Below are 15374 nucleotides of genomic sequence, written 5' to 3'. Positions count from 1 at the left end.
GGGTGTGCGGGTGTGCGGGTGCCAAGGGATCTGTCAGGCGTCGCGCAGCGGCAGGTGGGCCCGGTCCTTCACCCGGGAGACGGCGATGAGTGTGCCGAGGGCGGTGAGGACGGCGTAGAAGGCCGGCATGTTGACGTTGCCCGTGCGGTCGATGAGGTAGGTCATCAGGAGGGGGGCCGTGCCACCGAAGAGTGCGGAGGAGACGTTGTAGCCCAGGCCGTAGGCGGAGTAGCGGACGCGGGTGGGGAAGAGTTCGACGAGCAGGATGTGGATGACGCCCGTGTGCCCGGCGAACACGACCGCCATGACGCAGGCGCCGATCACGGCGAGGGCGACGTTGCCGGTGCCGATCAGCAGGTAACAGGGGATGCCGACGACGGCCATGGCGATCGCGGCGCCGGCGATGACCTTCTTGCGCCCGATCCGGTCGGAGAGACGGCCCATGTACGGGATGGCGATACAGATCGCGACCAGGCTGGAGGCGGTGACGAGGAGGCCTTGGACCTTGCCGAAGTCCAGCTCGCTGCTCATGAAGGTGGGCATGTAGCTGAACAGGACGTAGTACCCGGAGCCGTTCATCAGGGGGATGAACAGGGCCAGCAGCATGGCGCGGCGGTGCTCGGCGGAGGTGAAGGCCTCCTTGAGGGGGTTCTTGGAGAGACCGTCCTCTTCCTTCAGGCGCGTGAAGTTGGGCGTGTCACTGATGCGCTTGCGGATGTAGATGCCGGTGATGCCGAGCGGGACGGCGAGCAGGAACGGGATGCGCCAGCCCCAGGACTGCATGCGGTCGTCGCCGAGTCCGCTGGTCATGGCGGCGGCGACCAGAGTGCCGGTGAGCAGCGCGAGGAACGACGCGATCTGCGCGTAGCTGGTGTAGAGGCCGCGCTTGCCCTCCGGGGCGTGCTCGGCGAGGAAGCTCATGGCGCCCGACGCCTCACCGCCGACGGAGAAGCCCTGGGCGACGCGCATCAGGATCAGCAGGGCGGGTGCCGCGACACCGATGCTCGCGTAGGTGGGCAGGATGCCGATGCCCGCGGTGGCGACGCTGATGAGCAGGATGACGAAAACCAGCATCCGCTGGCGTCCGATGCGGTCGCCGAGGTGGCCGCAGATGACGGCGCCGAGGGGGCGGAAGAAGAAGGAGACGGCGTAACCGAGGAAGACGAGCTGGATGGCGTTGTCGGAGCCGGGGAAGAAGACGGCGGCGAGCGATCCGGCCATGAAGCCGAAGATGCCGTTGTCGTAGAGCTCGGCGAAGATCCCGACGCATCCCGCGAGGGTGACCTTGCGGGCTGTTCTGGGGTCGACGGTGTTGGGGACTGGCTGAGCGGCCACGGTGCTCATGGCGTCTCCTGTCTGGGCAGCAGGCGTGGGTTGAGGGACGTTACGGCTCCGTGCGGGCGGGCGTAGGGGTTGCTGAGCGGGTGCGGTGCGGGGAGTCAGCCGCCGACCTGAGCGCGGATGCGCAGGGCGTCGAAGGCCGTGCGGACCCGGGTTCTCAGGGCGTCGATGGCGTTGCGTTGGGTGCGGTGGGCAGTGACCGCCTGGTCGAGGGTGCGGTGGCGGAAGCGGATGGTCTGTCCGGGGCGCACCTGCCCCAGTGCGGACAGGCCGGTGGCGGTGACGACGGCGAGCACGGGGTAGCCGGCCGTGACACCGCGGCCGCGGTGCAGTACGAGGAGTTCGTCCCCCGCGGGTACTTCGACGGCGCCGATGGGGACACCGCGGGAGAGGATCTCGCCCCTGGTCACTCTGCGGGGTACCTCGCCCTGTAGCCGCAGGCCGATGTGGTTGCTTCGCGGGCTGACCGTGAAGGGGGCGTCGAACAGGCGCCGTCCCGTGTCTCCGAACTCGGCCCGGTCGGGGCCGTCGGTGACGTCGATGGTCCAGGTGGTGGGGAACCGGGGGACGGGTGCGTGCAGGCGGAACAGCGGGATCCGTGAGAAGGGGTGGTCGAGGGGCGGACAGGCCGTGCGCAGGACGAGTTCGTCGCCGCTGCGGAGGACAGGGCCGAAGCCCAGGATCGTGTCGGGGGCGCAGCTTCCCTGAAGGTAGTCGGCTTCGAACGAGCCGAGTACGGCCAGGTAGACGCGCAGTCCCCGGCGGATGCCGGTGACCCGGACGGCCTCGCCGGCGCGGACCGGGACCGGTTCCCACTGCGGGCGGCTCCCTCCGTCGACGGTCACGTCGGCGGGCGCGCCGGTCACGGCGAGGAGGATGTCGCTGGAGGGGACGCACGCGAAATCGAGGGCGGTGATCTCCAGCAGCGGGGCGCGTTCGTCGTTGCCGCACAGGACGTTGGCGATGCGTGCCGAGTGCTGGTCGGCGGCTCCGTTGACGGGCAGGCCGTGGCGGGAGCGGCCGACCCGGCCGAGGTCCTGCACGGTGACGATGCCCGCGGTGCGGATGGTGAGGGTGTCAGCCATGACACGCCGCCAGAGATGTGTCGGCGTAGTCGTCCCACTCGTCGGGCGTGATGGGGGCGAAGCGGAAGGTGTCGCCGGGGCGGTAGGCGGTGATCGGGTCGCGGTGCAGGTCGAGGACGCGCACGGGGGTACGCCCGAGGAGCGGCCAGCCGCCGGGCGAGGGCATCGGGCAGATGACCGCCTGCCGGCCGGCGACGGCGACCGAGCCGGGGTCGACGCGGACGCGGGGCGACGCAAGTCGCGGCACCGGCCCCGGGAAGGGCGGCCCGTCCATCATCGGGGCCCCCGCGGGCGCACCGAGGCAGCGCACGGTGAGATCGGACCCGGAGTGGAGCGCGACGACGTCGCTCTCGGCCATGCCGAGGTGCGCGGCGACCTCGGGCAGATCGGGACCGTACTCACCGCCGTACACGACAGGGACGACGAATCGTCGGGCAGGCTTCGTCCGTGCGGGGTGTGGCCCGAGGCGGGCAGCCTCGTGCGACAGGACGCGCCGGACGGTGTCGTGGTCGGTGCCGGTGCAGTCGAACTCGACGAGCAGGGCGTCGTAGGTGGGCACCACGTCGTGGACTCCGGTGAGCCCGACGGCGTCCAGGGCATCGGCCAGGGCGTGGACCAGCCGCCAGCCGGCTTCGGCGTCCAGGCCCACGGCCTTGGCGACCAGGGCGGAGTCGCCGCAGTCCAGGATGGTGACGTTGCCGTTCATGTCCGCGCCATCGGCGTCAGGGCTGCTCATGTCAGGCGCCCTTGCCGCTCAGCACTTTGTCGAGAGGGGTGATCTCGACGCCGGCGGCCAGGAGTTGCTCGCGGATACGGCCGGCCAGCGCGATCGCTCCGGGGCTGTCTCCGTGCAGGAGCACGGTGTCGCAGGTGACCGGGATGTCCTTGCCGTCGACGCTGCGGATGAGCCCCTCGGAGACCATCCGCAGTGTCCGCCGGGCGACCTCGTCCGGGTCGTGGATCACTGCTCCGGGCTCGGAGCGGGGGACGAGGGTCCCGTCGTAGCGGTACGCGCGGTCGGCGATGCCGACGATCCCCACACGCAGTCCGCGGGCGCGGGCGGCGTCGGCGAGCTCGCCGTCCTGCGCGAGGACGATCAGCGACTCGTCCAGGGAGGCGACGGCGTCCACGACCGCGCGGGCGTAGTCGGCGCGTACGGCGACCAGGTTGCCCAGGCGTCCGTGCGGGGCCACGTGATGCACCCGCGTCCCGTGCGCGACGGCGAACGCCTGGAGGGCGCCGACCTGATAGAGGACGTCCGTGCGGACCTCCTCCGGGGTGAGGTCCATCGCGCGGCGGCCAAAGCCGACGAGGTCGGGAAAGCTCGGGTGCGCACCCACGGCCACCTGCTTCTCCACGCAGTGCCGAACCGTGGCGTCCATGATGCGCGGATCACCGGCATGGAATCCGCAGGCCACATTGGCGGACGTGAGCATCTCCAGAAGGGCCTCGTCGTCGCCCATCGTGTAGGCGCCGAACCCCTCGCCGAGATCGGCGACGAGATCAACCATGGGGGTCATGACGTCCTCCGGGAGAGAATGCGGGAAAGGAAAGCGAAGAAGGGTGAGCGGTAAAGGAAATGCCGTCACGTCTTCGTGACACCCGAAAAGGGATCCGAACACCTCGGACACAGACAGCGAATTCATCGAGCAGGTCCGGGCTGGATGTTCCGCTTAACTTAGGGCCATGCTCACGTGATCGCCAATATCCGTTCGGTCTGGCGTTATCGCGAACGGCTATGACTCGCCTCACACCCTGGGGCTCGCCGGGGTGTGCTTCGGGGTGACCCCTCCCTACGATGAGGCTCCGCTCACCGTGGAAGGCCCCGCATGGACACCAGGCGTCTCTACTCGTTCATCAAGATCATCGACGCGGGGAGCATCACGCGCGCGGCTGACATCCTGCACATCGCGCAGCCGGCACTCAGCCAGCAACTGTCCGCGTTGGAAGCGCAGTTCGGACAGCAACTGCTGATCCGCAGCAAACGCGGGGTCGCCCCGACCGAGGCGGGCCGGGCACTGTACCGGCACGCCCAGCTGATCCTCCGGCAGGTGGACCTCGCACACTCCGCCGTCGACGTCTCCGGCCGGGCCCCCGCGGGCAGCGTGTCGGTGGGACTCGCGCCGTACAGCCTGGGCGCGGCGCTCGCGCTGCCGCTCCTCAAGAACGTGCGCGAGCGCTACCCGGACATCCTGCTGCACATCAACGAGAACTTCGGCGGCGTGATCAGCGAGGCCATCATGACCGGCCGGATGGACATGGCGTTCATCTACGGGGCCGGCCCGCTGCGGGGAGTGCAGTTCGAGCCGGTGCGCACGGAGGACCTGTTCCTGATCGGCGCGCCCGGCGCGACGGCGCCGCCGGGGCAGGGCGAGGTGGGGCTGGCGGAACTGGCGAGTGTGCCCCTGCTGCTCCCCAGCCGCATCCACACGATCCGGCAGGTCGTGGACGCCGCCTTCCAGCAGGCGTCGCTCCGACTGAACGTGGTCGGCGAGGTCGAATCCGCGCTGACGCTCGTCAATGCCGTCGACGCGGACCTCGGCGCCACGGTCCTGCCCTGGTCGGCGGCGCGCGCCATCCTCGACGTCCGCTCCCTGTCGGTCCGACGCATCGTGGATCCCGTCATCCAGGTGAAGCTCTCCGTGGTGACGTCGGACAATCAGCCCCTTTCGGAACCCGCCCTGGCCGTGCACGACCTGTTCCTCGAACTGATCAACTCCTTTGACGGCTCCCCCGGAAATGATTTCAAGGGCCCCCTCGGTGGGGATAAGGATCGGCAATAGCGTCACATGAATCCGCTATTTGTTTCCGGTGACCGCCCCGGCTAGCTTCTTTCGAAAGCAGCCGCCCGGTCGACAATGCATGACTCGTCACTGGAGACATAGATGAAAACGCGTGTCCTCACCACCCGTGAAAACCTGCCCGGCCGCGGCCTGGGCCGCCTGTCGGAGACAGCGGATGTGGTCGCCTGGCCCGGGACCGAGAAGCCAGGACCTTCCGACCTCGCCTCGCTCGCCGCCGGGGTGAGTGGCGTTCTGGCACTGGGCAACGACCCGGTGGACGGCGCGCTGATGGACGCGGCAGGCCCCTCGCTGCGGGTCATATCGCTGGCGAGCATGGGTTTCGACAACGTCGACCGGGCTGCCGCCGCGGAGCGGGGCATCGTCGTCACCCACACCCCTGGCGTGCTCGCGGAGACCACCGCCGACCTCACCTTCGCCCTGATCCTCGCCGCCCGCCGTCGGCTCGGCGCCGCCCAGGCGAGCCTCGCGGAGGGCTCCTGGGAGCTGTTCCGGATGGGCGACTACCTCGGCCTGGACATCCACGGAGCCACTCTCGGCCTGATCGGCTACGGTCAGATCGGCCGCGCGGTGGCCCGCCGGGCCCATGGGTTCGGCATGCATGTGCTGCACCACGACCCCTACGCCGCCGACGACGGGCTGTCGACCTCGGTGGATCTGCCCACGCTGCTGACCGAGTCCGACATCGTGTCGCTGCACGTGCCGCTCACGGAGGAGACACGGCACTTGATCTCGGCCCGCGAACTGGCGGCGATGAAGCCCACGGCCACACTCGTCAGCACCTCCCGCGGCGGTGTCGTCGACGAGGAGGCCCTGCTGCACGCCGTCCGGGGCGGAAGGCTGCACTCCGCCGGGCTCGACGTCTTCGAACGCGAACCGATGGGAACGGAGTTGTCCCCCCTGGTGGCGGAGGACCACGTGGTCACGCTGCCCCACATCGGGTCGGCCACCGAGGCCACCCGGGCCGCCATGGTCGATCTGGCGGTCGACAACGTCCTGGACATCCTCGGCGGACGCCCGGCGCGCACCCCTCTTCCCGGCAGCCCGGCGACGCCCGGCGTGCCGACCCGTACCGCGGAGGCACGCGTGCCTGCCTTGGAGGCGGGCACATGAGCCACCCGCTGTTCGACATCACCGGGGAGACAGCCCTGGTCACCGGCTCCAGCCGCGGCATCGGCAAGGCGCTCGCCAGGGGCCTGCTGGAGGCCGGCTGCACGGTCGTCCTCAACGGACGGAACACCACGACCCTGCAAGCAACCGCTTCGGAGCTTGCAGCCTCCTTCGGGGACCGGGTACGGGCGGCCGCCTTCGATGTGACGGACTCGGCGGCCGTCGCCGCCGGCATCGCCCGGGTCGAGGAGGAGACCGGACCGATCGGCATCCTGGTGAACAACACGGGAGTCCAACACCGCAGCCCACTGCTGGAGTTCACGGACGACGACTGGCACCGCCTCCTCGACACCAACCTCACCAGTGCCTTCCTCGTGGGCCGCGAGGTCGCACGGCGCATGGCAACACGGCACCGCGGAAAGATCGTCAACATCTGCTCACTACAGAGCGAAGCGGTCCGGCCGGGCATCGCCGCCTACTCCGCCACCAAGGGCGGCCTGAAGATGCTCACCAAGGGCATGTGTGCCGACCTCGGGCCCCTGGGCATCCAGGTGAACGGCATCGGACCCGGATACTTCGACACCGAACTCACCTCTGCCCTGGTGGCTGACGAGGATTTCAGCGCCTGGGTGCGCAGACGTACACCGGCGGGTCGCTGGGGCGATGTCGACGACCTCGTGGGCGCCCTGATCTTCCTGGTCTCCCCAGCATCCGACTTCGTCAACGGGCAGGTGCTCTACGTCGACGGCGGCATGCTCTCCGTCCTGTGACGGACGCCGCAACGGAAGGAACCCTCACCATGCAAGCCTGCGTCGTCCACGCGGCAGGAGACCTCCGGGTCGAGCACCGCTCCCCCGCCCCGCCCGGACCCGGCCAGGTGACCGTCGCGGTCGCCCTGGGCGGAATCTGCGGATCGGACCTGCACTACTACCGCCACGGCCGGGTCGGCGACTTCACCGTCCGGGAGCCGATGGTGCTCGGCCACGAGATCGTCGGCCATGTCGCCACCCTGGGACCCGATGGCGCGGGACCGGCCGTCGGGACCCCGGTGGCCGTCCATCCCGCCACACCGTGCGACCGCTGCCCCGACTGCGAGGCCGGCCGCCGCAACATCTGCGCCGACACCCGCTACCTCGGCAGCGCCGCCCGCACACCCCACGTCCAAGGCGGCTTCGCCCAACTCGTCACCGTGCCCGCGGCACAGATCCGCCCGTTGCCGCCAGAACTCGGGCTGCGCCGTGCCGTACTGGCCGAACCCCTGTCGGTGGCCCTGCACGCCGTGCACCGGGCCGGTGACGTCACGGGCAAGCGGGTGCTGGTCACCGGAGCAGGGCCGATCGGGTGCCTGGTCACCGCCGTTCTGCGCCGCAAGGGAGCCGCCGAGGTCGTGGTGACCGATCTCCTCGACACCCCCCTGCGCATCGCGGCCGCATCCGGGGCTACCGCCACCCTGCGGGCCGACGCCCCCGATGACGACGCGTGGCCGGATCCGTTCGACATCGCCGTCGAGGCGTCGGGAGCGCCTGCGGGTCTACGAAGCTGCGTGGAACGGGTGCGTCGCGGAGGAGCCGTCGTGCTCCTCGGCCTGCTGCCATCCGGAGACGTGCCCCTGCTGGGCAACATCGCCGTCACCCGCGAACTGGAACTTCGGGGCGCCTTCCGCTTCGACTCCGAGTTCGACGAGGCGCTCGACCTGCTGGCCCAAGGCCTGCCCGTCGACGCGATCGTTACGCACACCTTCCCGCTCGCCGAGGCCGACGCGGCCTTCGACCTCGCCCACGACCGGACCATCGCCTCCAAGGTCCTCCTGGACCTGACCCGTACCTGACGGAGGACAACCCGCTCACTTCGCTACGCCCCCTACCCATGGAGCTGAGCGTCCATCAGCTCGGTCTCGTGCTCACCGCCTCCGCGGTCTCAGTCGACGACCGGCACGGACGGAGCGCCCGGTGGCATGTTGAACGGCGTGACCACCTGGATCGCCGAGGGCAGCGACGGTCCGTCGTCGGGGAGTGCCTTGTGGGCGCGCATGATGATCTGGCAGGCGCGGCGCATGTCCTGACGCAGGTCGTGGTGGAGGACCGCGGACAGGCGGCGCTCGCGCAGCAGGTGCGTGTTGTCGTGGTCGAGGTCGTGGGCGATGAACACCGCGCACTCCCGCCCGAGCGTCTCGAAGGCGTCGAGGGTGGCGAGGTTGCCGCCGCCCGCGGAGTAGACGGCGATGATGTCCTCGTCCCTCTTGAGCGCCGCCAGGACGAGATCGTGCTGGGTGGCGTCGAGGCCGTCGCTGTCGGTGACCTCCACCAGGGAGCGCCTGGGGTCGGCGAGGCGCATCGCGCTGCGGAAGCCCATCTCGCGCTCCTCCTCGCCTCGGAAGGAGCCCCGGCTGATGGTGGTGAGCACGTTGCCGGGCCGCTTGCCCAGCCACTGTCCGAGAAGGTAGGCGGCGGTGCCGCCGGCCGCGCGGTTGTCGATGCCGACGTACGCCAGGCGCGCACTGTGGGGCAGGTCGGTCACCAGGGTGACGACGGGAATGCCGGCCGCGACCAGCCGGCCGACCGCGGCTGCGATCTCCGGCTCGTCGGGGGCCTTGAGGATCACGCCCTGCGTACCACGCTTGGCGATCTTGTCCAGGGTTCCGATCAGTTCGGCGGGAGGGCAGGTCTCGCGGAAGTGGAAACGTGAGCGCACGTGAGCGGGATGCAGGGAGGGCAGCTCGGCTTCGAGTGCCTCGCGTACGGCGGTGGAGAATCGCTCCGGGGTCTGCATCACGATGTCGATCATGAAGGTGCGGCCGCCGAGCCGGACCTGGCTCTGCTGGCGGTCCAGGTCGCTGATGGCTTCGTGCACCTCCCTGATGGTGCTCTCCGTCACATTGCCCCGCTGATTGAGGACGCGGTCGACCGTGGCCGTACTCAGTCCGGCCTGGCGGGCGATTTCCCTGATCGGGTAGCGGTGTCGCATGACTGATCCCAAAAGCAGTGATGGATTTTTGATGCATTGGTAAGCATTGAATGATGGGTTCGGGTTCTCAAGACTGGCAGAAATGCACGGACTGCGAAAGGACCCGGATGTCTCCCAGAGCCGCGGGAGCGCACACCTGGCTGACCGAGGCGGACTGCGATCTCGACGCGTTCCGCTCGCTCGTGGAGCAGCGCACCGACCTCGCCGACCATCCCTCGGCCGAGCGGGTCGAGCAGAACGTCCCGCTCTACGACAGCGATCGGCTCCGCTCTCTGGCGGCCTCCACCGAGGGCCGCCGGAGCGTGCAGGACGAGTTGGTCCGGGCCCTGCTGGACGGGCCCGGCATCGTGGTCCTCAAGGGCGCCTTCGCGGACGCGGCCGTCGTGGACGCGGCGTCCGAGGCCTTCCGCGCACTGATCGAGGAGGAGCGCGCGAGCGGCGCGGCCCGCGGCGACCACTTCGCCAGGCCGGGCGCGAACGACCGCGTCTGGAACGCCCTGGACAAGGTGGCCGTACGGGCGCCGGAGGTGTTCGCCGACTACTACGCCAACGACATCCTGGAGCTGATCTCCGAGGCCTGGCTCGGCCCCGCCTACCAGGTGACCTCCCAGGTCAACGTGGTCAACCCGGGCGGCGCGGCGCAGAACGTCCACCGCGACTACCACCTCGGCTTCCTCACCCAGGAGCGTGCCGCCGCCTACCCGGCGCACGTCCACCGCCTCTCACCGGTGCTCACCCTTCAGGGCGCGGTGGCCCACTGCGACATGCCCGTCGAGTCCGGCCCCACCCTGTACCTGCCGCACTCGCAGAAGTTCGAGCCCGGCTACCTCGCCTGGCGACTGCCGCGGTTCGTCGAGTACTTCGACGCCCACCACGTCCAGCTCCCGCTGGAGAAGGGCGACGCGGTCTTCTTCAACCCGGCGCTCTTCCACGCCGCCGGGCACAACCGGTCGGCCGACATCAGGCGCATGGCGAACCTGTTGCAGGTCTCCTCCGCCTTCGGCCGCGCGATGGAGAGCGTGGACCGCGAGGCGATGGCGAACGCACTGTTCCCGGTGCTGCTGCGCCGCAAGTCCGAGGGCGCCCCGGAGGACTGGCTGCGCCGCGTGATCGCGGCCGGCGCCGAGGGCTACCCCTTCCCCACCGATCTCGACCTCGACCCGCCGGTCGACGGTCTCGCCCCGCCTTCCCAGGCGGACACCGTCTGGCAGGCCGTCGCCGAGGGCTGGGCCCCCGCGCGGCTGCGCCAGGAACTACAGGCGGCCGCCAAACGCCGCCAGAGCTGAAAAGGACACAGCATTCATGGGACTCCTTGAGGACAAAGTCGTCCTCGTCAACGGCGGCAGCCAGGGCGTCGGCGCGGGCATCGTGCGGGCGGCCGTACGGGAAGGCGCGACCGTCGTCTTCACCGGCCGTCGGGCCGAGGTCGGCGAGAAGCTCGCCGCGGACACGGGCGCGCGCTTCGTGCGGGCGGACCTCTCCGATCCGGCGCAGGCGCGGGACAGCGTCGTACAGGCCGTCGACGCTCACGGGCGCATCGACTGCCTCGTCAACGCAGCGGGGCTGACGTCACGTGGCTCGCTGCTGGACACCACGCCGGAACTGTTCGACCAGCACATGGCGATCAATCTGCGCGCGCCGTTCTTCGCGATGCAGGCGGCGGTGGCCGACATGACGGCCCGCAAGGCGCCGGGCACCATCGTAAGCATCGGCTCCAACTGCGCCCACGGCGGGCCGCCCAACCTGGCCCCGTACTCCGCGGCCAAGGCCGGTCTGGCGGGCCTGACCCGCAACGCCGCGCACGCGCACCGCTGGGACCGGATCCGGATCAACACCCTCAACATCGGCTGGACGGACACCGAGGGCGAGGACGCCACACAGCGCGCCTTCCACGGGGCGGGCGACGACTGGCGGGAGAAGGCCGCCCAATCACAGCCCATGGGCAAGCTCGGGCAGGTCGACGAGATCGCCGACTTCGTCGTCTTCCTGCTCTCCGACCGCAGCGGCGTGGTGACCGGCTCGGTCATCGACTGGGACCAGAACGTCTTCGGCGGCCAGGACTGAGCCGCACTTCAACAGCAGGACTGAGCCGCATTTCAGCAGAAGGAGCACGATTCTCATGCGTATAGGCATCATGGGACTGGGCCGCATCGGCGCCTTCCACACAGAGACCCTCGCCGGGCTCGACGCGGTGGACTCCCTGGTGGTCACCGACCCGGTGGCCGCGGCCGTCGCCACGGCCACCGAACGCTTCGGGGCCACCGCCGCCGACTCCCCCGAGGCCCTGCTGGCCGCCGGAGTCGACGGCGTCGTGATCGCCGCCGCGACCGACGCGCACCCCCAGCTCATCCTCGCCGCCGTGAAGGCGGGCATCCCGGTCTTCTGCGAGAAGCCCGTGGCACGCGGGGTCGAGGAGAGCCTGGAGGTGCTGCGTGCGGTGGAGGGCAGCGGCGTCGAGGTGCACATCGGCTACAACCGGCGCTTCGACGCGGGCTGTGTGGCCGCGCGCAAGGCGGTGGTGAGCGGTGAGCTCGGCGACCTGCACACCGTACGGTCCACCACCCTCGACCCGGCCCCGCCGCCGCCCGCCTACGTGGCCGTCTCCGGCGGCATCTTCCGCGACTGCAGCGTGCACGACTTCGACATCGTGCGCTGGGTGACCGGCCGCGAGGTGGTCGAGGTCTACTCGACCGGTGGCAACCGGGGTGCGGAGTTCATCCGTGAGGCGGGTGACGTCGACACGGCGTCCACCCTGCTCACCCTCGACGACGGCGCCATCGCCGTCATCTCCAACTCCCGGCACAACGCCCGCGGTTACGACGTGCGCCTGGAGCTGCACGGCATGAAGGACAGCATCGCGGTCGGCCTGGAGGACAAGCTGCCGCTGCGCTCCGTGGAGCCGGGTGTCACGTTCCCGGCGGGCACCCCGCACGACTTCTTCATGGACCGGTTCGCCGCCGCCTACCGCGCCGAACTCACCGCGTTCACCGAGGTCGTCGCCGGCACCCGCACCTCCCCCTGCACGGTCGCGGACGCCATCGAGGCGAGCTGGATCGCCGAGGCGTGCACCCTGTCGCTGCATGAGCACCGGCCCGTACGACTCGACGAGGTGCGCAAGTCATGACGGACGAGCCCCTGCGGATCGGCGTCCTGGGCGCGGCCCGGATCGCCGAACTGTCGATCGTCGGACCGGCCCGTGCGACCGGCCACCGCCTCGTCGCGGTCGCCGCCCGCGACCGCGACCGGGCCGAGGCCTTCGCCGCCACGCACGGCGTGGAGCGGGTGGCGGACTCCTACGCCGACCTTGTCGCCGACCCGGAGATCGACGTCGTCTACAACCCCCTTGCGAACAGCCTGCACGGGCCGTGGAACCTGGCCGCCCTCCAGGCCGGCAAGCACGTCCTCACCGAGAAGCCGTCCGCGAGCAACGCGACGGAAGCGGCCGAGGTCCACGCGGCCGTCGCCAAGGCGGGCACGGTGTTCATGGAGGGCTTCCACTACCTGTTCCACCCGGTCATCCTGCGCCTGCACGAGCTGCTGGACAGCGGGGAGTTGGGCGACCTCCGGCATGTCGAGACCATGGTCGCCATGCCCGCGCCGCCGGACAGCGACGTACGGTGGTCGCTCCCGCTGGCGGGCGGCGCACTGATGGACCTCGGGTGCTACAGCCTGCACGCCCAGCGCATGCTCGCGCCCTGGGCGGGCGGCGCGCCCCGGCTGGTCGCCGCGCGCGGCGGGGAGAAGGCCGGGGCCGCGGGCGTCGACGAGTGGCTGTACGCCGATCTGGAGTTTCCCGGCGGGGCCACCGGTACGGCCAACTGCCACATGGCGTACGACAAGTGGCAGATGAGCTGCCGTGTCGTGGGCACGCGGGGCGAGGCCACGGTGATGAACTTCGTGCAGCCGCACCTGGACGACCGCGTGGTGGTGCGCACGGCAGCCGGCGAGCGCACCGAGGAACTCGGCCGCCGGTCGTCGTACACCTTCCAGCTGGAGGCCTTCGCGGCCCATCTGCGGGATGATGCGCCGCTGGTTCTCGACGCGGACGACGCGCTGACCACCATGCGTCTCATCGACGAGTGCTACCAGGCGGCCGGGTTCCCGGTCCGGCCGCGTACGGTGCTTCCGGACGTCGGCTGAGAAGCAACGGAAGAGGGCGGTACCCGTACGGGTACCGCCCTCAACTGCTGTGTGCCGCCTACTGGTAGAAGGCGGGCCGCCCGATCAGCTCGACCTCGACGCGCCGCCCCTCCCGCTGGGACAGCACGCCCGCCTCGCACACGGCAGCGGCCGCATAGCCGTCCCAGACACTGGGGCCGGCCGTCTCGCCGCGCCGCGTGGCGTCCACCCAGGCCTGAACCTCGCGGTCGTAGGCGTCGTCGAAACGCTCGAGGTAGTCCGGTGTGACTCGGCCACCCCAACGGCCTTCGGCGGTCAGCCGCGGGCCGTGCTCGTCGTCGATCCGTACGGTGCCGCGTTCGCAGACCGCTTCGGCGTGCACCTGGTAGCCGTAGCCGCAGTGACCGAAGATCTCGACGTCGACCAGGGCACCCGACTCGGTTTCGAAGAGGACGAATTGAGGGTCGTTCATACCGGCCGGAGCATGTGACGTCGGGGCAGGCTTGTGCACGGTGACCGCGGTGATCTCCTGATCGAGGAGCCAGCGGGTCACGTCCATCTCGTGCACCACCGAGTCGTTGATGAGCATCTCGTTGGTGAACCACGGCGGCATGGACAGGTTCCGGTGCCGGTGGTGCAGCATCAGTGTCCTGCCCAGCTCCCCGCCGTCGAGGAGCTGCTTCATCTTCATGTATTCGGTGTCGTAGCGCCGCATGAAGCCCACTTGGACACGCCGGTGCCCGAGCCGCTGCTCCGCCTCCAGGACGCGAAGGGCGGAGGCCGCGTCGGGGGTGAGCGGCTTCTCGCACAGCACCGGCAGGTCACGGCCGAGGGCTTCGAGCAGGGCCGCCTCGTGGGCGGGCCCCGGGGAGGCGATGAGTACGGCGTCCACATCCGTCGCTGCCATGGCCGCCGCGGGTTCGGTGTACGCCGTACAGCCCTCGATGGCGTCCGCGAGCGTCTTGGCGCGGTCCGCGTCGATGTCGACGACGGCTGTCACGCGTGCCCCGCTGACGACGTCGTCGAGTCTGCGCACATGGTCCGCGCCCATCTTGCCGGTGCCGACGACGGCAACACCCAGGTCTCGCTGAGGTGGCATGTTCGTGATGTCTCCGGTGCTGGTGAGGGTCAGTTGGCCTGGGGAGCGCCGACCTGAAGGGCGTCCTCTTCGGGGAGCTCCGCCACGTCGACGCCGCGTACCTGGGACAACTCGTGCTTGAGGGCGGCGAGTTCGGTGCCGCCGGCCATGTGGTTGGTGAGCTCTTCGAGGCTGATGTCGTCGCGGGAGGCGTTCAGCTCCATGGTTCCGAGGCGCAGGACGCTGAAGTGGTCGCCGACCATGTAGGCGTGGTGGGGGTTGTGGGTGATGAAGATGACGCCGAGGCCGCGCTCGCGGGCGGCGGCGACGTACTTGAGGACCACGCCGGACTGCTTGACGCCGAGGGCGGCGGTCGGCTCGTCCAGGATGAGCACGCGGGCGCCGAAGTAGACGGCGCGGGCGATCGCGACGCACTGGCGCTGGCCGCCGGAGAGGGTGCCGATGGGCTGTTCCAGGTTGTCCAGGAGGATGCCCATGTTGCGCAGTTCCTCGTCGGCGGTCTTCTTCATCTTCTCGATGTCGAGACGGCGGATGGGCCAGGGGCCCTTGGTCATCTCGGAGCCGAGGAAGAAGTTGCGCCACACCGGCATCAGGGGGACCACGGCGAGGTCCTGGTAGACGGTGGCGATGCCGCGGTCGAGAGCCTGGCGCGGGGTGGAGAAGTGCACCGGTTCGCCGTCGACGAGGAACTCGCCCTCGGTGTGCTGGTGCAGCCCGGAAATGATTTTGATGAGGGTCGACTTGCCGGCGCCGTTGTCGCCCAGCACGCAGGTGACGTTGCCGGGATGGACCCGCAAGTTGACCCCGTGCAGGGCATGGATGTTGCCGTACGCCTTGCCCGCGTTGCGCAGCTCT

General features: G+C 70.0%; 15 protein-coding genes. 8 read left to right on the top strand and 7 right to left on the bottom strand.

What is annotated here, in order from left to right; all coding sequences use genetic code 11:
• Positions 1 to 33: 33 nt before the first annotated feature.
• The 4 genes from KCH87_RS17270 to KCH87_RS17255 form a co-directional block, all read right to left on the bottom strand.
• Complete coding sequence (locus KCH87_RS17270) at positions 34 to 1344, bottom strand: MFS transporter (RefSeq protein ID WP_210587003.1); 1311 nt, start codon at positions 1342 to 1344, stop codon at positions 34 to 36.
• Between the two features lie 95 nt (positions 1345 to 1439).
• Positions 1440 to 2426 (bottom strand): biotin-dependent carboxyltransferase family protein, encoded by a 987-nt coding sequence (locus KCH87_RS17265; protein WP_210587002.1) that lies wholly within the window; start codon positions 2424 to 2426, stop codon positions 1440 to 1442.
• Positions 2419 to 3162 carry an allophanate hydrolase subunit 1 gene (locus KCH87_RS17260; RefSeq protein ID WP_247196374.1) on the bottom strand — a complete coding sequence of 248 codons (744 nt, stop codon included), beginning with the start codon at positions 3160 to 3162 and terminating at the stop codon, positions 2419 to 2421. The genes KCH87_RS17265 and KCH87_RS17260 overlap by 8 nt, the downstream gene beginning before the upstream one ends.
• A gap of 1 nt (position 3163) precedes the next feature.
• Complete coding sequence (locus KCH87_RS17255) at positions 3164 to 3946, bottom strand: LamB/YcsF family protein (RefSeq protein WP_210587001.1); 783 nt, start codon at positions 3944 to 3946, stop codon at positions 3164 to 3166.
• A gap of 309 nt (positions 3947 to 4255) precedes the next feature.
• On the opposite strand from KCH87_RS17255, the gene nac reads away from it, so the two are divergent.
• The 4 genes from nac (at position 4256) to KCH87_RS17235 (ending at position 8165) form a co-directional block, all read left to right on the top strand.
• The gene (gene nac / locus KCH87_RS17250) at positions 4256 to 5209 is read left to right on the top strand and encodes a nitrogen assimilation transcriptional regulator NAC (RefSeq protein ID WP_210587000.1); all 954 of its coding nucleotides are present in this window, start codon (positions 4256 to 4258) and stop codon (positions 5207 to 5209) included.
• Positions 5210 to 5311: 102 nt separating this feature from the next.
• The gene (locus KCH87_RS17245) at positions 5312 to 6340 is read left to right on the top strand and encodes a D-glycerate dehydrogenase (protein ID WP_210586999.1); all 1029 of its coding nucleotides are present in this window, start codon (positions 5312 to 5314) and stop codon (positions 6338 to 6340) included.
• Entirely contained in the window at positions 6337 to 7107 is a 771-nt protein-coding gene (locus tag KCH87_RS17240; protein ID WP_210586998.1) for an SDR family oxidoreductase, read from the top strand. Before KCH87_RS17245 ends, KCH87_RS17240 begins: the two co-directional genes overlap by 4 nt.
• A gap of 29 nt (positions 7108 to 7136) precedes the next feature.
• The gene (locus tag KCH87_RS17235; RefSeq protein ID WP_210586997.1) at positions 7137 to 8165 is read left to right on the top strand and encodes an L-idonate 5-dehydrogenase; all 1029 of its coding nucleotides are present in this window, start codon (positions 7137 to 7139) and stop codon (positions 8163 to 8165) included.
• A gap of 89 nt (positions 8166 to 8254) precedes the next feature.
• On the opposite strand, the gene KCH87_RS17230 is transcribed toward KCH87_RS17235, so the two are convergent.
• Complete coding sequence (locus KCH87_RS17230; RefSeq protein ID WP_210586996.1) at positions 8255 to 9301, bottom strand: LacI family DNA-binding transcriptional regulator; 1047 nt, start codon at positions 9299 to 9301, stop codon at positions 8255 to 8257.
• Between the two features lie 107 nt (positions 9302 to 9408).
• Here KCH87_RS17230 and KCH87_RS17225 point away from each other — a divergent pair, with 107 nt between their 5' ends.
• Genes KCH87_RS17225 through KCH87_RS17210 form a run of 4 tightly spaced genes read left to right on the top strand, consistent with a single transcriptional unit; the run spans position 9409 to position 13441 of the window.
• Positions 9409 to 10587: a phytanoyl-CoA dioxygenase family protein gene (locus KCH87_RS17225; RefSeq protein ID WP_210586995.1), complete on the top strand. Its 1179-nt coding sequence runs from the start codon at positions 9409 to 9411 to the stop codon at positions 10585 to 10587.
• A 16-nt stretch (positions 10588 to 10603) separates the two neighbouring features.
• Entirely contained in the window at positions 10604 to 11365 is a 762-nt protein-coding gene (locus tag KCH87_RS17220) for an SDR family oxidoreductase (RefSeq protein WP_210586994.1), read from the top strand.
• 55 nt (positions 11366 to 11420) lie between these two features.
• Positions 11421 to 12425 (top strand): Gfo/Idh/MocA family oxidoreductase, encoded by a 1005-nt coding sequence (locus KCH87_RS17215; RefSeq protein ID WP_210586993.1) that lies wholly within the window; start codon positions 11421 to 11423, stop codon positions 12423 to 12425.
• On the top strand, positions 12422 to 13441 hold the full coding sequence (locus tag KCH87_RS17210; protein WP_210586992.1) for a Gfo/Idh/MocA family protein: 1020 nt from the start codon (positions 12422 to 12424) through the stop codon (positions 13439 to 13441). Before KCH87_RS17215 ends, KCH87_RS17210 begins: the two co-directional genes overlap by 4 nt.
• A 58-nt stretch (positions 13442 to 13499) precedes the next feature.
• Here the strand turns inward: KCH87_RS17210 and KCH87_RS17205 are convergent, their stop codons facing one another.
• Positions 13500 to 14519, bottom strand: coding sequence for a Gfo/Idh/MocA family protein (locus KCH87_RS17205; protein WP_210586991.1), 1020 nt, complete (start codon positions 14517 to 14519; stop codon positions 13500 to 13502).
• 29 nt (positions 14520 to 14548) lie between these two features.
• The coding region (locus tag KCH87_RS17200) for an ATP-binding cassette domain-containing protein (RefSeq protein WP_210586990.1) at positions 14549 to 15374 on the bottom strand (826 nt) is incomplete at its 5' end.

The sequence above is a fragment of the Streptomyces sp. GESEQ-35 genome (genome assembly GCF_017948485.1).
Classification (GTDB): Bacteria; Actinomycetota; Actinomycetes; order Streptomycetales; family Streptomycetaceae; genus Streptomyces.
The sequence above is the reverse complement of the archived record's forward strand: the minus strand, read 5'-3'. Positions and strand labels throughout refer to the sequence as shown.